General features: G+C 51.0%; 19 protein-coding genes. 8 read left to right on the forward strand and 11 right to left on the reverse strand.

The window, feature by feature from the left end:
* Nucleotides 1-59: 59 nt before the first annotated feature.
* The 5 genes from ACQ76X_RS13980 to ACQ76X_RS14000 all read right to left on the reverse strand — a co-directional run bounded on the left by ACQ76X_RS13980 (nucleotide 60) and on the right by ACQ76X_RS14000 (nucleotide 5,577).
* Nucleotides 60-755 (reverse strand): ion channel, encoded by a 696-nt coding sequence (locus ACQ76X_RS13980; RefSeq protein WP_438494606.1) that lies wholly within the window; start codon nucleotides 753-755, stop codon nucleotides 60-62.
* Between the two features lie 99 nt (nucleotides 756-854).
* A complete protein-coding gene (locus ACQ76X_RS13985) occupies nucleotides 855-1,649 on the reverse strand; it encodes a DUF3891 family protein (RefSeq protein ID WP_038596071.1) in 795 nt (264 codons plus the stop codon).
* Nucleotides 1,650-2,011: 362 nt separating this feature from the next.
* Complete coding sequence (sdhB, locus tag ACQ76X_RS13990) at nucleotides 2,012-2,776, reverse strand: succinate dehydrogenase iron-sulfur subunit (RefSeq protein ID WP_038596073.1); 765 nt, start codon at nucleotides 2,774-2,776, stop codon at nucleotides 2,012-2,014.
* 157 nt (nucleotides 2,777-2,933) lie between these two features.
* Entirely contained in the window at nucleotides 2,934-4,676 is a 1,743-nt protein-coding gene (gene sdhA, locus ACQ76X_RS13995) for a succinate dehydrogenase flavoprotein subunit (RefSeq protein WP_342437096.1), read from the reverse strand.
* A 235-nt stretch (nucleotides 4,677-4,911) separates the two neighbouring features.
* The gene (locus ACQ76X_RS14000) at nucleotides 4,912-5,577 is read right to left on the reverse strand and encodes a succinate dehydrogenase cytochrome b558 subunit (RefSeq protein ID WP_438494608.1); all 666 of its coding nucleotides are present in this window, start codon (nucleotides 5,575-5,577) and stop codon (nucleotides 4,912-4,914) included.
* 439 nt (nucleotides 5,578-6,016) lie between these two features.
* Here ACQ76X_RS14000 and ACQ76X_RS14005 point away from each other — a divergent pair, with 439 nt between their 5' ends.
* A complete protein-coding gene (locus ACQ76X_RS14005) occupies nucleotides 6,017-6,916 on the forward strand; it encodes a LysR family transcriptional regulator (RefSeq protein WP_438494610.1) in 900 nt (299 codons plus the stop codon).
* A gap of 135 nt (nucleotides 6,917-7,051) precedes the next feature.
* On the opposite strand, the gene ACQ76X_RS14010 is transcribed toward ACQ76X_RS14005, so the two are convergent.
* The 4 genes from ACQ76X_RS14010 to ACQ76X_RS14025 all read right to left on the reverse strand — a co-directional run bounded on the left by ACQ76X_RS14010 (nucleotide 7,052) and on the right by ACQ76X_RS14025 (nucleotide 13,134).
* Nucleotides 7,052-8,698, reverse strand: a complete 1,647-nt coding sequence (locus tag ACQ76X_RS14010; protein WP_438494612.1) for an ABC transporter substrate-binding protein — start codon at nucleotides 8,696-8,698, stop codon at nucleotides 7,052-7,054.
* A gap of 57 nt (nucleotides 8,699-8,755) precedes the next feature.
* Nucleotides 8,756-9,655: a carbohydrate ABC transporter permease gene (locus ACQ76X_RS14015; RefSeq protein ID WP_076112504.1), complete on the reverse strand. Its 900-nt coding sequence runs from the start codon at nucleotides 9,653-9,655 to the stop codon at nucleotides 8,756-8,758.
* 14 nt (nucleotides 9,656-9,669) lie between these two features.
* Nucleotides 9,670-10,626, reverse strand: coding sequence for an ABC transporter permease (locus ACQ76X_RS14020; protein ID WP_438494614.1), 957 nt, complete (start codon nucleotides 10,624-10,626; stop codon nucleotides 9,670-9,672).
* A gap of 240 nt (nucleotides 10,627-10,866) precedes the next feature.
* Nucleotides 10,867-13,134 (reverse strand): helix-turn-helix domain-containing protein, encoded by a 2,268-nt coding sequence (locus tag ACQ76X_RS14025; protein ID WP_438494616.1) that lies wholly within the window; start codon nucleotides 13,132-13,134, stop codon nucleotides 10,867-10,869.
* A gap of 328 nt (nucleotides 13,135-13,462) precedes the next feature.
* On the opposite strand from ACQ76X_RS14025, the gene ACQ76X_RS14030 reads away from it, so the two are divergent.
* From ACQ76X_RS14030 to ACQ76X_RS14040, 3 genes are read left to right on the forward strand one after another with little or no spacing between them, the layout of a single operon-like run.
* Nucleotides 13,463-13,822, forward strand: a complete 360-nt coding sequence (locus tag ACQ76X_RS14030) for a GntR family transcriptional regulator (protein ID WP_179091801.1) — start codon at nucleotides 13,463-13,465, stop codon at nucleotides 13,820-13,822.
* A complete protein-coding gene (locus ACQ76X_RS14035; protein WP_438494618.1) occupies nucleotides 13,819-14,760 on the forward strand; it encodes an ATP-binding cassette domain-containing protein in 942 nt (313 codons plus the stop codon). Before ACQ76X_RS14030 ends, ACQ76X_RS14035 begins: the two co-directional genes overlap by 4 nt.
* Entirely contained in the window at nucleotides 14,757-15,449 is a 693-nt protein-coding gene (locus ACQ76X_RS14040) for a hypothetical protein (protein ID WP_438494620.1), read from the forward strand. Before ACQ76X_RS14035 ends, ACQ76X_RS14040 begins: the two co-directional genes overlap by 4 nt.
* 134 nt (nucleotides 15,450-15,583) lie before the next feature.
* Here the strand turns inward: ACQ76X_RS14040 and ACQ76X_RS14045 are convergent, their stop codons facing one another.
* Both ACQ76X_RS14045 and ACQ76X_RS14050 read right to left on the reverse strand, forming a co-directional pair.
* Complete coding sequence (locus ACQ76X_RS14045; protein WP_341096059.1) at nucleotides 15,584-16,252, reverse strand: potassium channel family protein; 669 nt, start codon at nucleotides 16,250-16,252, stop codon at nucleotides 15,584-15,586.
* Between the two features lie 15 nt (nucleotides 16,253-16,267).
* Complete coding sequence (locus ACQ76X_RS14050; protein WP_438494622.1) at nucleotides 16,268-17,635, reverse strand: TrkH family potassium uptake protein; 1,368 nt, start codon at nucleotides 17,633-17,635, stop codon at nucleotides 16,268-16,270.
* Nucleotides 17,636-17,852: 217 nt separating this feature from the next.
* On the opposite strand from ACQ76X_RS14050, the gene ACQ76X_RS14055 reads away from it, so the two are divergent.
* The 4 genes from ACQ76X_RS14055 (at nucleotide 17,853) to ACQ76X_RS14070 (ending at nucleotide 22,369) form a co-directional block, all read left to right on the forward strand.
* Entirely contained in the window at nucleotides 17,853-18,251 is a 399-nt protein-coding gene (locus tag ACQ76X_RS14055) for a GntR family transcriptional regulator (RefSeq protein WP_438494624.1), read from the forward strand.
* Nucleotides 18,235-18,969 (forward strand): ABC transporter ATP-binding protein, encoded by a 735-nt coding sequence (locus tag ACQ76X_RS14060; protein ID WP_438494626.1) that lies wholly within the window; start codon nucleotides 18,235-18,237, stop codon nucleotides 18,967-18,969. The genes ACQ76X_RS14055 and ACQ76X_RS14060 overlap by 17 nt, the downstream gene beginning before the upstream one ends.
* Entirely contained in the window at nucleotides 18,966-20,522 is a 1,557-nt protein-coding gene (locus ACQ76X_RS14065) for a hypothetical protein (RefSeq protein WP_438494628.1), read from the forward strand. Before ACQ76X_RS14060 ends, ACQ76X_RS14065 begins: the two co-directional genes overlap by 4 nt.
* A gap of 134 nt (nucleotides 20,523-20,656) precedes the next feature.
* Nucleotides 20,657-22,369, forward strand: a complete 1,713-nt coding sequence (locus tag ACQ76X_RS14070; RefSeq protein WP_438494630.1) for a CPBP family intramembrane glutamic endopeptidase — start codon at nucleotides 20,657-20,659, stop codon at nucleotides 22,367-22,369.
* Nucleotides 22,370-22,421 lie beyond the last annotated feature (52 nt).

Here is a 22,421-nt window from a genome sequence, read left to right on the forward strand (position 1 = left end):
GGGAGACCCTCCTTCCTTGCAGGAGCTTGAAATACATTCCGCTCCGCTAACTGTTAAAATCACTTGATCTCATCTTTTACATCTTCTACCGCTTCGTCCACTTCATCATCAATATCTACCTCGATGGACGCCTCAATCTCTGCTTCCGTACCAGGGCCGAGAATCTTGCGGAACAAGCCCAGCATGGACAGTGCATAGGCTACAGTAATGAAGCTGAAGCTGATCTGCATGATGACCACGAGCCGCGAAGTATTGTCCACCGGAGCCACATCTCCATAGCCGACAGTCGTAAAGGTAGCCACACTGAAATATAGAAAGGTAATCAGCTGGCTGAGCAGATCATCCCCTATTCCTTTGCCCTGAAAAGAGGACTGTCCAAATAGCTTATATATGGATGTATATACGACTGTAAAAAAAATAATGCAGGTAAAAGCAGCAATACTGATACGGACCAGTGTCTGCTGCAGCCTGACTTCCTTGCTGTTCGATTCCTTGATTTCATGAAAAATGAACAGAATGTAGAAAAGCACCGAGGCCAGGGCAAAGAGTAAAATCAGTCCCCTTAATCCCCGGTTGCCCGGTACAATGGAGCCCAGGTCAATCCAGTTCAGCAAATCCTCAACCGAAATTAGCGCATAGATTAGAACGGGGGCCAGCAGCACCCCTTTTCCCATCCAGCTCAGCTTCATCCGGAAAAACCAAAACGACAGCAGTATAATCACTGCTATATTGAGGGTCCATACCCACCAAGCCATAGCTATTACACTCCTGTTCTAAGGTACGGGCAATGGGTAGCGGTCAGATAAGCAGCCGCTAATTCATTCCTGAGTGCGCCCGCTTTCCGTGCCGTTTGATTAATCCGCCTTCGGCCTGCTGGTGACGGTAATCCGGCATTCTTCTTCCGGTGCGGAGCTGTATGCAGAGGCAATTCCCTTGCTGGCGATTTCTTTCTTGCTAACCTTACGCAGTACCATTGCCACCTCGACATCCCTTGTGAACGGGAAAGGGTCGAGCATTAGCGTGGATGCATCCTGCCATTCCGCCGAAATCAGACGTCCTGAAGTAAAGCTGAAATCCTCACTTCCGGAGAAGCCGTCCTTCCACCACGGATGTTCTTCCGATTTGGGGCTTCCCGGCTCATTCAGAGCCAGATACAATGAAAGATCGTCAGAAAACTGCAGCAACCTGGCGTCATAATACAGCTCGCCTTCTCCGATAGGCTGGTTTTTCTCGAGGTCGCGGTGGATGCGGGCCCTGCGCTCCTCCTCATCTTTAAGATAGGCGGTCAGCTCCGGACAATCCTCCCCGGACACCTCAATCAGCCGTTCAAAATGCAGACTACACAGCAGCGCACCGTACGGTGTGTCCGCTTCAATCTCATTAAGTCCACGTTTGTAGAACGTAAGCTTCGGCACTACGGGAAAATCTATGAAGCTGTAAGGCGCTCCTGCCGCATCATTCCAGAAAGGCGTTTCATCAAGATCAATCCAGCCCCTGTCATGGTTGCTGACCGCACGCAGCACCTCTGCACGCCGGTTTCCCTCGGGTACATGTTCTTCCTTGAACCATTGCGCAAACTCTCCGGCCAGCCGCCCGTGCTCATGCTGTTTAACCATTACAAATGCTCCGTCCTGTTCCCTACAAATCAACGTAATTCCTCCCCGATTCTCCACTGCCTGATGTTGGCTCAACTAAGGAGATTATAACATATCCATCTATATTTGTTTGAGTTTGGCTATTCATACACCTTCTGCTCGTTAAGAAGGGACTGTCTAAAAATGTACCCATTTATGCCGCCAAAAGAAACAGGCAAACCTTAAGTGCTTGTGCCCCTGAATGCGGAAGTAATAACACTCACCCGTTCTCCTAATTCCTTCTGGAGCTTCAGCAGGATATATAGCCACTGAATGCGAAAAGCCACTCCCTGCGGCAAATAGCACCGCGAAAGTGGCTCAGGAAAGATAGATAGCAGTAAATCAAAAATGGAGGAGGAAAAGAGTGAATTTACAATTTACACACCCAGCCAACGCTTGAACATATGCTTGGTAGTCTGCTTGTTGATCTCCGCGATGGAGGTTGTAAGCGGGATGCCTTTCGGGCAGGCCCGCACACAGTTCTGCGAGTTGCCGCAGCCGTCGATGCCGCCGTCTTCCATCAACGCATCCAGACGGTCATCGGCGTTCATCTCGCCCGTAGGATGGGCGTTGAACAGACGTACCTGGGAAATGGCTGCCGGCCCGATGAAATTGGTCTTCTCGTTGACATTTGGGCAAGCCTCCAAACAGACGCCGCAGGTCATGCATTTGGACAATTCGTAGGCCCACTGGCGTTTCTTCTCCGCCATCCGCGGCCCCGGACCCAAGTCATAGGTTCCATCAATCGGGATCCATGCCTTGACGCGTTTGAGCGCATTAAACATCCGGCTGCGGTCGATCACGAGATCGCGTACCACAGGGAACGTCTTCATCGGCTCGATGCGCACCGGCTGCTCCAGATTGTCGATCAGCGCCGCACAGGCCTGGCGCGGTTTGCCGTTTATCACCATGGAGCATGCACCGCACACTTCCTCCAGACAGTTGGAATCCCAGCATACCGGAACCGTACCATCACCCTTGGCGTTAACCGGATTACGCTGGATTTCCATCAAAGCGCTGATCACGTTCATCCCCGGACGGTAGGCCAGCTCAAATTCCTCGACATACGGTGAGCTCTCCGGCTCGTCCTGGCGGGTAATTATAAACTTTACGTTTTTGGGAGCTGCAGCAGTTTCCGCCATATCAGTTACCTCCTAAAAGTTTGGTGAGCATTACTTCAACGTATTTCTTCGTGCATAACTGCTATATTTCCGATTACTTCTCCGGCCAGAATTGCTTATTCCCGTAGGCTTCAGCCAGCCTGAGTTCAGGGCTCATTCAAGTGACACCATTAAGCGGCTAGTCCTTCGAATAATCCCGTACCCGCGGAGGAATCAGCGAGACATCTACCTCTTCATAGGAGATTTGCGGGCCATCCGCGCTCCATGTCGCTTTTGTCGTCTTCAGGAACTCCTCGTCGTTGCGTGTCGGGAATTCCGGTTTGTAGTGCGCGCCGCGGCTTTCGTTCCGCAGCAGCGCCCCGAGTGTCATCGCCTCCGACAGCTCCAGCATGTTCCAGAGCTGGCGGGTGAAGGCCACCCCCTGGTTGTTCCAGCGGGAAGTATCATTCATGTTGATGTTGCGGTAACGCTCCTTGAGTTCTTTAATTTTGCCGATGGTCGCTTCCAGCTTGACGTTGTCACGCACAACGGTCATATTTGCGGTCATCCATTCGCCCAGTTCCTTATGAATCACATAGGCGTTCTCCGTGCCGGACATCGCCAGCAGGGACTCGTATTTGTCCGTCTGCTTCTTGTGGAAGCTGTCGAACACGGTGGAGGAAATGTCCTGCACCGATTTCTTCAGGCCTTTAATATATTCAACGGCCTTCGGTCCCGAGACCATGCCGCCATAAATCGCCGAGACCAGCGAGTTCGCGCCGAGCCGGTTCGCACCGTGGTATTGGTATTCGCATTCCCCTGCCGCGAACAGGCCGGGAATGTTGGTCATCTGATTGTAATCGACCCACATGCCGCCCATGGAGTAATGCACGGCAGGGAAGATTTTCATCGGTATTTTACGGGGATCATCGCCCATGAATTTCTCATAAATCTCAATAATGCCGCCCAGCTTTACGTCAAGCTCCTTAGGATCCTTGTGGGAGAGATCCAGATACACCATGTTCTCGCCGTTGATCCCAAGCCCCTGGTCCACACAAACATTAAAGATTTCCCGGGTTGCGATATCACGCGGCACCAGATTTCCGTAAGACGGGTATTTCTCTTCCAGGAAGTACCACGGCTTACCGTCCTTATAGGTCCAGATACGTCCGCCTTCGCCGCGTGCCGATTCCGACATCAGCCGCAGCTTGTCGTCGCCGGGGATTGCGGTCGGGTGAATCTGGATGAATTCTCCGTTGGCATAATGCACACCCTGTTGATATACAGCACTGGCAGCCGTCCCTGTGTTGATCACGGAGTTGGTCGTTTTGCCGAAAATAATTCCCGGGCCGCCGCTGGCCAGAATGACCGCGTCCGCAGGGAAGGTCTGGATCTCCATCGTTTTCAGGTTCTGGGCGCTGATGCCGCGGCAGACGCGTTCATCATCAAGGACGACGGAAAGAAATTCCCAGTTCTCGCTCTTGGTCACCAGGCCTTCCGCTTCCCAGCGGCGAACCTGTTCATCCAGCGCATACAGCAATTGCTGGCCGGTTGTAGCCCCGGCAAAAGCGGTACGGTGCCGCTTCGTTCCGCCAAACCGGCGGAAATCGAGCAGCCCCTCCGGGGTACGGTTGAACATTACGCCCATCCGGTCCATCAGATGGATGATGCCCGGTGCGGCTTCACACATCGCCTTAACCGGCGGCTGGTTCGCCAGGAAGTCACCGCCGTAGACGGTGTCATCAAAATGCTCCCAGGGCGAGTCCCCCTCGCCCTTCGTATTAACAGCGCCGTTGATGCCGCCCTGCGCACAGACTGAGTGCGATCTTTTGACTGGAACCAGTGAGAACAAATGCACATGTGCGCCGGATTCCGCCGCCTTGATGGTAGCCATCAGGCCGGCCAGCCCGCCGCCCACGATAATGATATCGGCTGATGCCATGATTGTTCACTCCTAAAGTTTTGTGAGCATAGACTTCCGAGTATCCGCCTCGTACAAAACTGGCTTCGGAAGCATATGCTTTAGTTTTGTGAGCATACACTTCCTGAAAAGCTTCGTACAAACCGGCCTCGGGAGTATAGGCTGTCAAACATGTAATTATGTTAGCTGTAAATCAGCCTTGTGGGTATTTGCATAAATGGCAGTCGCTCCACACTGGAGTATATGCCGCTTCTTCTTAAATAAAAGTCCGCAGGGATTGCAGCGCGGAGGCGGTAGCTTGGAATTCACTGTCACGGAAAGTGACCAGCGACAGCAGGAACATGAAACTGACAAGGACGAAAAGTCCGAGACAAAGAATAGAGGACACTCTTTGTGAACGCGGCCCCACGGTAATCCCCCAGCTGATCAGGAATGACCATAGGCCATTAGAAAAGTGGAAGCAGGCCGCCAGGATTCCAATTACATACACGGCTAGAAGAAGCGGCTGGATAACGATGTCATGCATTACACTGCCAAGTTCCTCATGCTCCACATTCCCGAGCGCCACCTGGAACCGGGTTTCGAACACATGCCAGACGATGAACACAAAGGTGATGACTCCGCTTACACGCTGCAGCGTATACCGCCAGTTTCTTTCCAGATTGTACCGGTTCAGGTTCGGCTTGGACTGATAGGCGATGTATAGCCCATAAACCCCGTGGTACAGCAGCGGCAGCCATATGCCGAACAATTCCAGGAAGAAGACTAGCGGCAGGCTGTTGAGCCATAGCACACTGTCTGTGAAACCGGAAGCGCCACCCTCCACTGCCGCGAAATTCGTCAGCATGTGCTCAAGGAAAAAGCCCCCAAGCGGGATAATGCCGAGCAAGGAATGAATCTTTCTGGAATAAAATCCTCTCATGCAAAGTGTCCCCTTTCCGAATAAAAAACAGCGTTTTCATTAATGAGCATACACCGCCGGGAGTACAGTTGAAACAGGGGGACTAAGGTTTAAAACCATCACCTGAATCTCTATTTTCACCACTATCCATTGCTTTCCCGGACTTTGCTTTATTATTCACAATATGTGAATATCCTGTGTCACTTTTCATGTTACTCTTTTTTCTCTTATAAGGGAATTGCAATCTAATTATTAAACGTTATACAATAATTGCATAAGAATATTTTTAATATGATAATAATTCTCATTTAGAACGGTAATTCCAAAGATTTCGCCGGTCCTTCAACCTTTTTCATGAAGAGACATCCGTCGCGGCTATGCCTTTTATCACTTTCACTACAGGGACACTGATATAAAGTTATCAGCATTACTACAAGTTGGATGAAAGGAGACCTCTGTTATGTTCGACGATTTGGATATTTTTGCTGCAGTTGTGGAGCATTCCAGCCTTAACCGGGCTTCACGCCAGCTAAATCTGTCCCAGCCCGCTCTCTCCCGCAAAATCTCCAAGCTGGAGGAACGGCTGGGCGTCGCCCTGTTCAACCGGTTCGGCAAACGGCTGGAGCTGACCGAGGTTGGCCGTCTCACCTATACTTATGCGCTGGAGCAGCGTCAGCAACGGTCCAAATTTCTGGAGGCATTGTCCAAATTCAGGGAGGGTGAGCCGCAGTTCGTGACACTTGGCGCCAGTCTGACGACACTGCAGACCACACTGCCGCCGCTTGTGAACGCCTACATGGAGAAATACCCGGCAGCCGAGCTGAAGCTGATTACCGGAAAAACACATGAAATCGTCTCCTCGGTCAGCGAGGGCAAATGCGATGTCGGCATTATCGCCTCCTCCATACAGGAGCCTGGGCTGCGCTGCATCCCGCTGTTCGAGGACCAGCTGCGGCTGGTCGTCTCCAGTCATCATCCGCTGACCCTGCCGGCGAAGCTGACGATGGACCATCTCGCGCGGCTGCCGATGATTCTCTTCTCCAAAGGCACCTGGTACCGCCGCATGACCGATGAGCTGTTCCAGCGCTGCGCCGTTGAGCCGGATGTGCGCATGGAGATCGACTCCTTCGAAGCGATCGTCCGGCTGCTGCCGACGATTAAGGCAGCAGCGCTGCTGCCGAAGTCGTACCTTCGTCCGGAGCTGCTGAACGGAGGCGGGCTGGTCTCTCTCCATATTAAGGAACTGGAGCAGACCCAGCGGACCACCTGTCTGATCTATCAGGGAAGCGGCAGCCTGAGCACTGCGGCACGCTGCCTCGTGCAGGTTACGGAGGAAGTTTTCCTGCCTGGACACGAATAACAGGCAAATACCCGGCAAGCCCCCATATTGCTATGGATCGGCCTGCCGGGTATTTGTGCGTACACGGGCAGTTATTCTGCTATATTGAGCGCCAGCTTGTAATTCAGTTTGAATACAGGCCCGCAGATGCTGGAATTAACGAAACTTGCCTGCGTCGATCGCCGCTTGCTTCTCGTCAAGAATTTCCTGGTAGCCTGCTTCCAGGTAAGTCTTCTTGGCTGCTTCATAGGTCGCATCGAATTCAGCTTCCGGAGCAAGCGCACACTTCACATACAGATCCTGAAAGAGTGAGTTCAGATCGGCTTTATACTCATTTACCTTCTCAAGCACAACGGTGAACATAGCATCCGGTGTGCGGAATTCCGCAACCTCGTTGTAGTATTTCACCATATCATCGGCGAGATTCTCGTAGCCGGCCGGTGCCCAGTTGCGGAGATTCGCTTTGAGGGTCTTATCAGCTTCCGGATATTGCGCGATTTCAGTCACGAGGCCCCAGTAGTCCTTGTTATTGTTCTGTGCCAGGACGGATTCGCCCTTATAATCTGCTTTTTTTACAGCGATACCGTCTGCGTCAAGCGTATAGTTTTCGCCTTCAACACCGTTCTGGAACTTGAACAGATTTTCCGGCTGGCTGAGCCATTCCAGATACATCCAGACTGCAGCGCGCTCCTCAGGCGAGGTTTCATAGTTGATACCCATGATGAAGCCAAACGGCCAGTAAGCGCGTCCTTGAGGCTTAAGCCCTTCCGGAACACCTGCAAAAGGAGGCACTACGGCAAATTCGGCATCCGGGTTGTTCGCCAGGGTAGCAGCAAAGACGTCTGTATTGTTCGTGAGATAGAATCCGTAGTTGCCTGTTTTTCCGGCAACGAATTCGGATTTAATCTTATTATCATCGTTTCGCAGATAAAATTCCTTATCAAGGAGGCCGTTATTGTATTGATAGTTCATATTACGCAAGAAACGCTCAGTGTCGGCGCTGGTCAAATCAGCAACGCTCAGATCTGAATAAAGCGCGCGGTATTTCGGATCGACTGGCCAATCGCGGAAGGCGTAGTTGTAGTTGAAATTGTTTTGAAGCAAGCTGCCGCCAGTCACTCCCAGTCCGGCTTCTTTCCATTTCACCAGCATCTCATTGTACTTCTCAAGAGAAGTCAAATCTTCCACCTTCATGCCAACCTTCTCCACCCAGTCTTTGCGGATGATGGATGTGAAATTGTCAGCTTCGGGACGTGCGGCGAAGAAGAAGGTATTCTTATCGTCTACAACACCATATTGCTTGATCGTTTCGCCCATACTTTTCCAATATGTCGGTGCATAATTCTCGATTTCAGCATAGTCCAGCGGCTGCATAACATCCTCGCCGTAATAGGTAAGTGCCTGTGGCATATCATAGTGAAAAATAATATCAGGGGCCTTATGTGATGCCAGAAGCTGCTCGTAATCGGTCACTTCGCTGTTACGGGTAATCGGCACGTAATTGACTTCGATATTGTATTTGTCACCGAATTCCGCTTGAACCCAGCGGGTATAATAGTTGTCGGTTACATTCCAGCCCTCGAACGCCCGCTCATAAACCGGGATATCCAGACTAACCTTCTTCTCAAAACCCTTCGTATAATCAGGATAGCTTCCTTCGCTCTGATTATTGGCTGCCGCCGTCTCAGCAGGACTGTTAGGCTCAGCACTCTGATTATTGTTATTCCCCCCGGAGCACCCGGCCAGCATACCGGCCGTCATGACAGATGCCATCATTAACGAAACAACTCTTTTTTTGTTCATCGCAATTCCCCCAATTTTAATTTTCGGACTGTAGAATTACTATTCTGGAACACAAGATTACTCTTTGACTGCTCCGAGCATAACGCCCTGAACGAAGTATTTCTGAACAAAGGGATAGACGCAAAGAATGGGCAGGGTTGCAAATACAACGACTGATGCCTTTAATACTTCCGGATTACTAAGAGATACCTGAGTTGCTTCCAATTGAAAGCTTTCACTGGCCTGAATGACCAGATAATACAGCTTGAGCTGCAGAGGCCGGAGTGAGATCTCATGCTTGATATAGAACAATGCATCCTGGTAAACATTCCAGCGTCCAACCGCGTAGAAGAGAGAGAGTGTCGCGATAATCGGTTTGGACAACGGGATGACAATGCTGAGCAGGATCCGAAAATGCCCGGCACCGTCGATCCGTGCAGATTCTTCCAGACTTACGGGAATACCGCTCGTTAGAGAAGTCTTCATAATCAGCAGATTGAAGGCGCTGAACGACAACGGTAAAATCAGTGACCATATCGTATCCATCAGTCCCAGATTGTTAATGTTCATATAGTCCGGGATGATACCTCCACTAAAGTACATCGTGAACAAAAAGATGAAGGTGATTACTCTACGGCCCTTCAGCTGAGATCTGGACAGCGGGTACGCGGCGCAGATGGTCAGAACCATCCCCAGAATGGTGAACAGCACTGTCACTATAACTGAGATGTACAGTGAACGGAGTATACTGGCATCCGCGAAGATTTTCTTGTATGCTTCTATGGTGAAGCCCTGCGGCCATAGAAAGACCTTATTTGCAATGACAAAGGAGTCAGAGCTCAGGGATTTCGACACAACATGAAGAAACGGCAACAAGCACGCTAGCGAAGCAATGATCAGAACGAGGCGGATCAGCAATTCCCAGATGTCCAAACGCCCTTTACGTGGTGCGGCAGGGTTGCCGGTTAATGCTCTCATGGTTTCTCTCCTTTCTATAATATTCCATCCTCGCCGAGCTTCTTAGCCACGCGGTCAGCCGTTATTACAAGAAGAATACCGATGACGGACTGGAAGAGTCCTATCGCTGTCGCCCGGCTGAAATTGCCGCTTTCGATCCCCCAACGGTACACCAGAACCGGTATGGTCGTTGTGTATTCTGTGGTGGCCTTGTTCTGCAGAACGAATATACGCTCGAACGAGCCCTCCATTATCTTCCCCAGGTTCATGATCAGCAAGGTTACAATGGTTGCACGGATGGAAGGAACTGTGATATTCCATACCTTTCTCCAGCGTCCTGCTCCATCAACGGTAGCTGCTTCATACATCTCCGGGTTAATACCGCTAATGGCCGCCAAATAGATGATGGTCCCCCACCCCATGCTCGACCATACACCGATTGCCAGGTAGCTGATCAGCCAATGCGTATCTTCCTGGAGGAACGGAACACGATTACCGCCCATAAGCTCAATCAAATTATTGACGACACCGCTTCCTTGACTAAGCAACTGGTAAGCGATCGCCCCGATAATGACCCAGGACAGGAAGTGCGGCAAGTACAGCATGGTTTGGTTTACGCGTTTGAACCTTACGCTTTTGACTTCATTCAGCAGCAGAGCCAGTACGATCGGCATCGTGAAGCTGAATACGAGATCAAGAATATTGAGCATCAGCGTATTGCGGACAGCACGGGTGAAGTCTGGTTTGGAGAAAATATCCCGGAATACTTCAAAACCAACCCATTCACTGCCCCAAACCCCTCTTGCAATCTTGTAGTCTTTAAAAGCGAGCACAAGTCCTGTCATCGGCAGGTATTTGAATACGATTACAAAAGATAATGGAATTAATAATAGTAAATAGAGCTGCCAGTCACGCTGTAAGAAATACCCGAGTCCCTGTTTGTTTCTTAATAAGGCGGTTTCATTTGTTTTTGAAGCGCTTGCAACTTTCAAACTTTCACCTCCTCCACCAATTTATCTCCTTGCCGGTTGTGTTCACCAGCCCGAGTTCAATGCTATCCCCTTTGTCTGGTTTTGAAAATCATGAGTATTGATGATCCCCATCAAATTTGATCGGGCCGCGGTTTTAGCGGCATCTGCAGCATCCTGATGATCAATTATGATAGGTATTCCCAAAAATAAAACGCTTTCATTAACAAAAAAAGCCGCTGGCTACTGGCCAGGAGCAGGCTCCTAGGAGCTCTTGCTCTTGGCCGACTTGTAGCTGCTCGGCGGCATGCCTTCGTACTTGCGGAAAAACCGGTTGAAGCTCTGGACATTATGATAGCCAACCTCTGCTGCAATCTGCTTGATTGTCAGGTCGGTATCCAGCAGCAGTTCCTTAGCCTTCTCGATACGCAGCTGATTAAGATAATCTATCATGCTGTTTCCGGTTAGCTCATACACGATCTTGCGCATATAAGAGTAGCTGATGCCGATTTCTTTAGCCATATCCTCAAATACAATTTCTTCACGGTAATGTTCCTTCAAATAATGAATGATCCGTTCTCCATGATTGGTTTCACCCGTGCTGCGGTCCAGACTCTGTAAGATTTCACGGATAATTTCATGCAAATACTCCTCAAGCTCATCAAGCGTATCCATCGCAGCCAGAATGGTGTATATGTTGCCTTTGCCCATAATCATTCTTCCGGTACCGATATGATTTTCACGAAGATGCTTGATGGTCGCACCTATCAGCTGGTGATAAATGAACATGATATTATCATAGGAAATATTCTCTTCCGAGCTGATCTGACAGCGGATGCTCTGAAGCTCTTTGAAAATCCCGTCCAGGTTGCCGGCGTCCAGGAAATTGAGAATCCGTCGCTCACTGCAGTCGAAGTCGATATATTTACGGCTGTTCTCCCCCTCATCCTCCCAGTACATAATGCTGCCGGCACCATTAATCATCCGCTGCTTAATCAATTCCATCGCTTCAAACAACCGCTGGGCAACCATTTCGGGTGCATCAGCCAAATTACTTAATCCGATCGTGACCGAATGCTCCAGCAGCGCAAGCGACTGATCCCCGACCTTTTCCAGCGCCTGATGAATCAGGCCGCTGCTCCGCTCATCCTCACCCGGAGCAAAGTTCAGCACAATCACAATACAGCCGTCGTTATGATAGACTGAACGGGCCTGAATTCCCTCTGGAAAGAAGCTTTCGTACTTCGTATTAAGCAGATACCGGTGGTAGCTGCGTGTCTCCACATTGGTATTGCCCACATATACTCTATACTGGTCGATGGAGACAACGGCGATTCTGTAACAGGCTTCCGGAAAAACCTCCGTGATCCGGGGCGGAATCTCTCCGCGCAAAAGACGGTGAACAGCGAGACTGCGGGTATCCTGCTCACGCTCCTGCAGCAGCTGGAACAGACTATCCTCTTCCTCCTGCATTCGTTTGAACGCCATATCCAGGAAGGCAAGCTCATTCTTATTCACCACACCCAAATCGCTTTTGGAGCGTATCGTCCGCACCAGCTGCCGCACCGGTCTGGACAGCCAAGTCGCGAGAACGAGAGCCATAACTGTGCCCAGCAATATAATTGCACCCGTAAGCAGAATGATATTCCCCTGCATATCACGTGATTTGGTCATCAGCTCATCCATAGAACTCCAGCTTACATTCCACCATCCGGACAATGAAGAGCGGCTCCAGGCGTAAACCATCCGTTTGCCATCAAGCTCACGAAATGTATAACCTTCACTTGGTTCCTGGGTCAGCATATCCCGAATAAAGGGCAGCTCATAACCGTCAGTGAGCAGCTTCGACTTGTCCTTGTATGATATTATTGTGCCGTCTGATGCCAGAAGCAGGTGGTTGCTGTCTCCGACTTCTGTTTCATGCAAATATTTACCGATCTGGCTCTCGCTTATGTTAACGATGATTAATCCGTGCGTGGTGGAAGACAGACGATTGAGAGGATACACGTACGATACAACATTGACGCCCGAGTCCAGCTTGCGGGGAACCCATACGCCGCTGATTCCTCTCCGCCCCTCAAGGGCTTCTGTTGTCCAGCTGATCGACTCATACCGCTCCAGCTTCGTGATCCCGTTGTCAGTAGAAATAACATAATCCGAATCATTCAAGTAGAAGTAGGAGGATTCCGTCCCATCTACCCGGCGGTTCAAATTCATCAACTCCTTCATCACTGTCAGCGCACTGCTCACGTTATTGTAATTGGAGTTGAGTTCTTCGAACGTCTCGAAATTGCGAATGCGGTCAAAAACGTTAGTTGCAGCCGAACGTGCCGTATCCTGCGCCAGGTTAGCGAGCGCGCTCTCGTTCAGCTTGCGGTTGGCATTCAGCCCGGCGAGTGTGGATTCTCCGATGGCCTCCTCTGAGTTCTGTAAAAGCTGTGCCCCGCTGTACCACGTCAGGATGGCTGTCGGAATGGCCATGACGCAGAATAGAATCAATGCCAGCTGCAGCAGCATCGGTGTTTTTTTCATTTTCGCTCCCCTTATGATTTCTGTAGATACGTAGATTGAACAATACTTCCCGTGGACGTACTCCATGACAAATCCGGTATTCACACCAGCACAAGTAGCAGCAGTATTTACTGTTACCGCTTACATTTTAATTTAAAACAGATAACCCGGCTATTGTTATTTTATCATTATAAAAAACATTTTAAATATATGTATAGGAAAAATTTTCAAACAAATTAGGAAAATTGACGATGCTATAGCCGGAACCCCTTGACACTGGACCTATTTTATCCTAAGGTTAGTTACATGAGTAATTAACCAGTTAGGTGGTGAAGCATTGGGATTTCAAATGGATGACACCCGGCCAATATTCGTACAGATCGCAGAGCGAATAGAAAATGACATCATAGATGGAACCATACCGGAAGAGTCTCAGGTGCCTTCCACGAATCAGTTCGCTTCGTTTTATGGCATCAATCCGGCGACAGCGGCCAAAGGCGTGAATCTGCTCGTGGAGCAAGGAATATTGTACAAGAAGAGGGGAATTGGGATGTTTGTGGCAGCAGGTGCTCGTGCGGACTTGACGGATAAGCGCAGGCAGCAGTTTTATGAGCAGTATGTGGTGGCCATGATCCGTGAAGCCGGCAAGCTCGGCATTACGGCCGAGCAACTGTCCGAAATGATCCGCAAGGGGGATGAGAACCGATGATGATCACCAGGAAGATGATTGAGGCGAAGGCAGCACTGCCCGAGGCAGAACTTGAGCTGAATCAGGTCAGCAAGGTATTCCGCGGAGGCCAAGGCGTGCATGATGTCTCTCTTACGCTTGAACCGCAGGTGATTCATGGACTAATCGGAGCCAATGGCAGCGGCAAAAGCACCCTGCTGTCACTTATAGCCGGCCAAAGGTTCCCTGACAGCGGACAAATTACCTACGGCGGTGCTCCCGTGCATGAGAATGCCGCTGCCCTCAGCAGTATTTGCCTGGTCAAGACCTATGAACGTTCCTGGGATAGCTACACCCTAAAGGACATCTTCAACTATGCCTCATTTTTTTATCCGAATTGGGATGGCGAACTGGCCGAGAAACTGATGCGCAAGTTTCAGCTGGACAACAAAAAGAATTACCAGCAGCTGTCGCGCGGCGGACAATCAATGGCGGGAATCATCAAGGGCCTGGCCAGCCGGGCTCCGCTGACGCTGCTGGATGAGCCGGTAATCGGCCTTGACGCCTCGATGCGTGAAATCTTTTACCGGACACTGCTTGAGGATTACGGCAAATTCCCCCGTACTTTTGTAGTAACTACACACCTGATCGAGGAAGCGGAGAACCTGTTTGAACGAATGACTTACATCAAAAAAGGCCGCATCGCCTTCCAAGGCCCTGTGGAGGATTTTGCCGCCAATGCTGCCTATGCTTCTGGGCCTGCCACGGTACTGGAGGCGTTGTTGAAGGACGTGCGAGTGCTGCACAGCGAACGCCTGGGCGGCAAACTCCTGCTCACCTTGGAAGATCTGTCAGACCCTTCTGAACGCAAAATGCTGCAGGATCAGGGCGTAGAGCTGTCTCCGGTTCCGCTGCAAAAGCTGTTCGTATATCTGACACTGCGCGATGCAGAGAACAATCAAGGAGGCGGAAATTTATGAGCACCCGGAGTTTAATTAAATTCCAACTGAAAGATTACCGCAGAGGATCCTTGATTCTGCTGAGCGTACTTGTTCTTGTCGACATCGCCATGGTGCTGCTGCTTAAGTTCCTTCCTTCCATGGATGCTGGATCAGCGGATAACATTTTCAGCGTCAACCGGAATATCATTACCATCTTCTCCATCGTTAGCATGATTGTTACGGTAGCTATCACCTTCCCGCTAATGAGCAGCTTCAGTGTGACGCGCCGCAATTTCTATGTCAGCACGCTGCTGGCCCTCCTGGGTTTCTGCATTTCGGCTGCGCTGGCGGAGAGCATCCTGTATCTGATTGGCCGGGCAGTTCTGCCTTCCATAGGACTCCCGGTTGAAGTGGACCGGCCTTTATTGCTCTCTTGGTACATGTTCACACTAACCTTACTCGAAATCTCAATGGCCACCTTCCTGATTGGCTCCTGTTTTTACAGATTCAAATTAGTCATCGGAATCTTCTCGGCCATTATATATTTTGGATTGATTGAGTTGATCTCCCTCCTGCTACCTTCTCTGCAATTCATGGATGTATCAGCACTGTCACCGCTTCCTTCGGAGACGTTCCAGCCTGGAACCTCCGTTCTTATGTGGGTTATCACTGCGCTGTTCGCGGTGACCGGCTGGCTGGTTTACCGCCGTACTGACATCCGTATGTAGGTTAAATACAGATTCCTGCCTCCTTCACAGATATTCACTACCATTGCCCCGCTTCCACAATAGCAAAACGCCCGGATACGCATCCGGGCGTTTTTATATTCCTTTTATAATTCTACGCAGACGGGCATATAGCACTAATCCACATTTACAGCTCCGTCCTCGAACTCTTCAATACTCTGATTGGAGCCAATAACCACCATAATATCACCCTCATTCACATGATCATGCGCGGTAGGAGCGACGATGATCCCGTCCTCACGGTTCAGGGCAATGATGCTGCAGCCGTATCTGGCCCGGGTGTTCAGCTCCGAGAGGCTTTTGCCGTTCATGCAGGAAGGCACGGTCAGCTCGACAATTTTATAATCCTTGGAGATTTCGATATAGTCCAGAAGATTGGGCGTCACCAGCTGATGCGCCACACGGACACCCATATCCCGCTCGGGGAAAATAACCCGGTCGACCCCAAGCTTCGACAACGCCCGCCCGTGAAGAATCGTTATCGCCTTGCCAACCACCTGCTTTACGCCAAGCTCCTTGAGCAGGATCGCCGCCAGTATGCTGCGCTCCATGTTATCTCCAATTGCCACAATACCGCAGTCAAAATTACGCACCCCCAGCGAACGCATAATCCCTTCATCTGTAGCATCCGCCATTACGGCATGGGTCAGCCGGCCGCTCATCTCTTCAACCCGGTCCTCCTGATGGTCAATCCCAAGCACCTCATAGCCCATAGCCATCAGTTCAAGCGCAAGGCTTGAGCCAAAACGGCCGAGACCGATTACGACAAACTGCTGTGGTTTCATAATTCGTTTAACCCCTTATCCAATTATCATTTTGCCTTCCGGATACTTATACAATGCTTTGCCCTGTTTCGGGCCAAGCGCATACGCCAGGGTCAGCAGACCCAGCCTTCCGGCGAACATGGTCAGGCAGATCAGAATCTTGCCGACTTCCGTTAATTCCGGTGTCAATCCCATGCTGAGGCCCACAGTGGCGAAGGCCGAGGTCGTTTCGAACAGAATCATCAGGAAGGGACGTCCTTCCGTGGTGGACAACACCATTGATACGGAAACAATCAGCAGTAGAGCAAGCAGCGTAATTGTCAGCGCCTTGAACACACGCTCCTGCGCCAACCGGTAGCGGAACAGCACAATATCATCACGTCCGCGCAGCATCGAAACTACCGCCCCGATCATCAGGGTGAACGTTGTTGTCTTAATCCCGCCGCCAGTCGAGCCCGGGGAAGCCCCGATAAACATCAGAATTACGATGAAAAACTGCGAAGCCTGGCGCAACCCGGCGATATCCACCGTGTTGGCACCGGCGGTACGCGGCGTTACCGACTGAAAGAAGGAGGCCCAAAGTTTGCCGCCAAGGTTCAGCGGACCCAGCGTGCGTGAGTTGGTGAACTCGAAAACAAAAATGACTACTGTTCCAATCAGAATCAGCGCCGCCGTCATCGACAGGACAACCTTGGTGTGCAGCAGCAGCCTGCGGCTCTTGCGGTAATCCATCAGATCCGACATGACAATAAACCCGATACCGCCGGAAACAATAAGGAACATGACGACGATATTCACAGTGGGATCATTGACGTATCCGGTCAGGCTGCGGTAGCCGCCAAAGATATCAAACCCGGCATTGTTGAACATCGAGACAGCATGAAAGATGCCATAATACAACGCGCGGCCAAAAGGCATATCCACCGCCCAACGCAGCGCTAGCAGGGCCGCACAACTTGCCTCAATAATCAGTGAATAGAGCAGCACCTTGCGGATCAGCCGGACAATGCCCTCCATCGAGCTCTGATTCATGGCTTCCTGAAGAATAAGCCGGTCGCGCAGCGAAATTTTGCGTTTCAGTAAGAGTGCGAATAAGGTCGCCATCGTCATGAATCCGAGGCCGCCAATTTGAATCAGCACCAGTATGGTAATTTGTCCAAAAACGCTGAAATAGGTCCCCGTGTCTACCACCACAAGTCCGGTCACGCAGGTGGCCGACGTTGCGGTGAACAGTGCATCAATGAACCTTAGCGAGTGACCCGATGCACTTGAAATGGGCAGCATCAGAAGCAGGGTGCCGATCAGAATGACACCTGCAAAGCCTAACACCAATATTTGAGGCGGGGAAAACTTCAAGAACCTGAATTCAGAAATTTTGGGAAACGGTGAAACCAAACTCCTCATCCTCTCATATTCGCTTCTGCAAATAAAATAAACACTAAATAAACATACAAATTATATACGTTATTGTCCAACTTCACAAAGGCGATTTGCGGATGTGAGAATTTCTACTTGATATTGTATGGTGTGTAGTGGTACACTTCATTCATCAAGTGTATGGCATGTATCCATACACCAATAACACCAATAACTCAGCGTTTACTTATGAGGGGAGGACCCCATGGACCCATCTATTGAGCTTTTGCCGGAGCAATTCCAAATCAACCCCTCGCTTCCGATTTACGAGCAATTTGTCGAAGCCATACAGGGACGGATTGTCAGCGGCCTTATTCCCCCCGGCTCGCGCCTGCCCTCGGTCAGAGAGCTGGCCGCCGGACGTGGGGTTAATCCGACTACCGCCGCCAGAACCTATCAGGAGCTGGAGCGGCTGGGGCTGATTGTCACCTACCGCGGCCAAGGCACCTTTGTTACCCGCGAGGAAGACGTCATCGGTGAGGCGCGCAAAGCCATTATGCGCAAGGCAATCCGGGAGTTCAAGGCTGTTGCCGGGACGCTCGGCATCTCTGCTGAACAAATGCTGAATTTCGATAAGGAGGATTCAAATGCCAGTGAATCATAATAAGGATGCCGGGTTGTCTGCGAAAGCTCCGGCAGTAGAATGCAATAATTTAAGACTTAAGGTGAAGAAGAAAATAATTCTGGACGGAATCAGCTTTCAAATTCCCCAAGGCAGCTTAACGGGCCTTCTAGGCCCTAACGGAGCAGGCAAATCCTCTCTGCTTCGCATCATATCCGGACTTACGGCAGCAGATTCCGGCTCGGCTCACATATTCGGAAAACCGGCAGGCGTTCAGTGTCTAGGCGAACTGTCCATGCTCCCGGACCGCAGCAATCTGCCCGGCTGGCTGACCGTCCGGGAGTGGCTCGGCTTTGCCGGAGGCATCTACCCGGACTGGGATGAGGCGAAAGCACAGGAACTGCTCCGTGAGCTTTCGGTCTCACCGGAATCGCAGATATCCGCGATGTCCCGGGGTGAGGAAGCCAGGCTGCAGCTGCTGACCTGTCTGTCGCGCCAGGCACCGCTGGTTATACTCGACGAGCCGTTCACCGGTGTGGACCTAATCTCCAGAGAACGGATCGCTTCGGCGGTCGTGGGTGAGCTGGCGGACGGCGCCCGTACCTTCTTGATCGCAACCCATGATATCCGTGAGATGGAACTGCTGTTTGACCGTTTGATCCTGATCGGGGAAGGCAGAGTCCAGAGCATTGAAGACGTCGAACTGCTCCGCCAGTCCGGCAAATCGGTAGAATCTCGTTACAGGGAAGTGTTCGCATGACAGCGCTGAAGACACTTGTTCAGTTGGAGTACAGCCGTTTCAGCCCTTCCAGACAGGGGAAATCTAAGAGCATTCTGATTGGCTTATCGCTGTTCTGTGTGATGGTGCTTGTCGGCATGTATCTTCCCGCCACCAGAGCAACGCAGCGTTCACCATTTATCTTTGCAGCACTGCTGCTATGGACCGTTACGCTGGGCCTGTCCACGCTTCACATCCTGGCATTCCAAGGTCAACAGCACAGAGAATGGTTTTTATCCTTTCCACATTCCCGGCTTACACTGCTCTATGCCAAAGTGGCCAGCCTGCTGAAGCACAGCCTGAACATCGCCTTTTTGGTGATGGCATCTGCAGTTGCCGTATATGCCCTTTCCGCTCTTGCCGGCCGGTATGCCCCGCTTCCGGCAGGGGAGCTAATCTACATGCTTGCCGCCTATACGTTGTTCATCATAGCCACATTGCCTTTAGCAGTAGTCTGGGGGCTAGCAATCACCCTGCTTATGCGTGCACGAAAAGCTGCTGTGCTGCTGGTTATTCCATATAATTTACTGTGGCTGCTGCCGATTATTTATGCCAGCTTGCTAAGCTCATCCACTCTTGGTCTGGAAGGGGTGGAATATGCCTCTCCGAGTGCAGTGTTGATGTATGCACTTGCTCTGATTCTAATCGGGTGGCCCTTCTGTTACTTCCTGATGCCGCTTATCGCCCGCAACGGACTGGGAGCAATGGGGGAACTCCGATCAACCGCTCTTCCCTCATCTGCAAATTCAAGATGGGGAAAGAACGCGAAAATAAACACATTCACCATCCGCAAAGCGCCATTCACCACTCTGTACCGGTTACATACCAGCCGCGTACAACGGATAGAAAAACATCCGGTCATAGTCACCCTGAAGTTGGCAGTGCCGCTGCTCATCATTGCGGCCGGTTATTACGGATCAACAGACGGATTAGCTATCCAGTCCGTCTCAAGAGCGCTGTTTATGATGCCCGTTCTGTTCGGTTTTCTGTGGATGATGAGCCGCAGCAGCCTCGAACGCAAACAGCTGCCCTGGTTGCTCGGCCTCCCGCAAAGCCGGTTGACTGTACTGCTGGCCGGAGTTGCTGCTGTATGGGTTACCGTTATGCGGATCATCATTGTTCTGGCGCTTTCCGCTATTGCAGGGAGTATTATAGGCTTAATTACAGGCAAGACCGATCCGCACAATCTGTCTTACGCCCTGACATGGCTGCTCTTTTCATTTCTTCTTTATACATTGGCGCTGACACTAACCTTGGGCCTGATGCAGGCCGAATACTATCTGATGAAATCATCGGCACTGTCCTTACTTCTGCTTCCGATCGTGCTGCTGGGCACCCTGCATAGCGTCCTGATCAATAGATTTATGATCCCTGAGGATATACACAGCGGCGTAATGCCGGACTGGAGCCTGCTGGGCTGGATTGCGGTCATTGGCTTGCCCCTTGCGGTATGCTGTATTTTTGCGGGAGCCAAATATTATCACCTCATCTTAACTCCGCAGAAGAAGGCTGCAGCCCAAACAAAACAAGCATAAGCTTGGCAATCTTCACGTAAACGTAAAGGGACAACAGGAAATTTCCTGTAACTGCACGCCAAGTGATACTATAATAAGAAAAGCACGAAGCTTAAGGAAAAGAGCAGGATCAATTCATCACAAGGAGGCGTTTCATGAATTCCGTCGGCCAGCCCTTACAGCAGCGGCCTCTTTCCATCAAACTTATCGTATCGGGCATTCTGGGTCTTATCGTATTTATTATGTTCCAGGTAGCTCCCCAGCTCCTTTCGGGTACCAATGGAGAAGATACCACCGTCATCAGCAAGAACGAAGCCCGTTCACATGCCGCCGCATTCGCAGCCCAGCAGCTTGGCCATACGGAGACAACGAAGGATCATTGGACCGTCGTTTATCAGACTGATTCGGACTTCTACGGATATATGTCCCGGGAGAAGCTCCTGCAGGACTACTCCAAGAACAAGCTGGATCAGCGTTATCCCTTTGACGTCTATCATGCTGTGCTTCAGGCATCCGGAGAAAAAGACGCCCAGCTCTCCGTTGATCTCAATATGTACACCGGAGAGGTTGTGGCCTTTGCCCGCGGTGCCAGCATCAAATCCGAGGACGGATCCAGTTATGGAAGCGCTCCGGCTGCTGCCCGTGCTAACAGCGATTCCTCGCTTTCTCTGGATAAGAAGGAGGAGCTCGCCCGCCCGTGGCTCAAGCAATGGGGAGTAAATCCCGCCAAGCTGCAGATAGAAGCCGGCACAAATGAATACGGGCTTGTCTATACAGACCATTCGGTCAAAGTCGGAGAAACTCTGCTGCGTTATAACTTTAATTTTCAGGATGGTGAGGTTTCTTACTTCCGGGCCGGATTTCCCGCTCCCTCCTGGCATACTTCGTATGTAGAGGACCAGACCTCGCTGGCCCAAACGCTGACGCGCTTTGGCTACGGCCTGCCGACACTGGCTCTTGGCATTCTCGCCTTGATTTACAGCATTCTGAGAAGAGGCCATACTTCCTTTGTGCGCGGCATCTTCTTAAGTTTGGCCCATTTTGTAATCATGATGGTCAGCACTTACAATATGCTGCCGGAATCCGGCAGCGACAGCCCTGAAGCCCGGATAACCTCTGCCATCTTGTTCGTCATTTACGCCTTGTACAGCCTGTTGATGTCCTCCCTGCTCTACTTCTCGCTCGTTGGAGGCAACGGCTTATGGCGCAAAGAGGAAGGCCTGAATCCCTGGCCCCGCGCCAAGGAGCCGGGATATGGCAAATATGTACTCGACAGCATGCGCACCGGTTATATCTGGGCCTTTATCCTGCTTGGTGTGCAGACAATTATGTTCATCATCTTGTCGCTCACGCTGCATAACTGGTCCACCACGGACGCCAGCCAATCTCCCTACAATATGAGATATGCCTGGCTACTGCCGATCGTCGCCTGGCTTGCCGGCCTGTCCGAGGAAGCCGTCTACCGCCTATTCGGCATCCGGATGCTCAAAAAAATCGTCCGCAACACCTTCATTGCCTCGCTGATCACGACGCTCATTTGGGCTTTCGGCCATACACTGTATCCGATTTACCCGATCAGCTCGCGTCCGATCGAGCTGACAGTGATCGGGCTGCTGTTCAGCTATATTTTCCTGCGCTACGGCTTTATCGCCGTCATGTTCAGCCATGTCGTGTTCGACAGCATTCTGATGGGAGCCACGCTGATCTTCATGAAGGAGAGCGTAAATATAGGTGCCGGAATCGTGACGCTCATCCTGCCATTCGTGGTCGGTTACATCGTGTACCGGTTTAACCCGCCGAACAAGCCGGGTCAGCCGAAACCACGGGAACCCGAAGAATCGCTTCAGCCTGCTGGCAACTTAAATTAAGCTTTCAATAATAAATGAGGTGTTCCAACTGGCTGCCATCAGCCTGCGGAAC

This window comes from Paenibacillus sp. IHBB 3054, from assembly GCF_051594305.1.
Taxonomy (GTDB): domain Bacteria; phylum Bacillota; class Bacilli; order Paenibacillales; family Paenibacillaceae; genus Paenibacillus_AQ.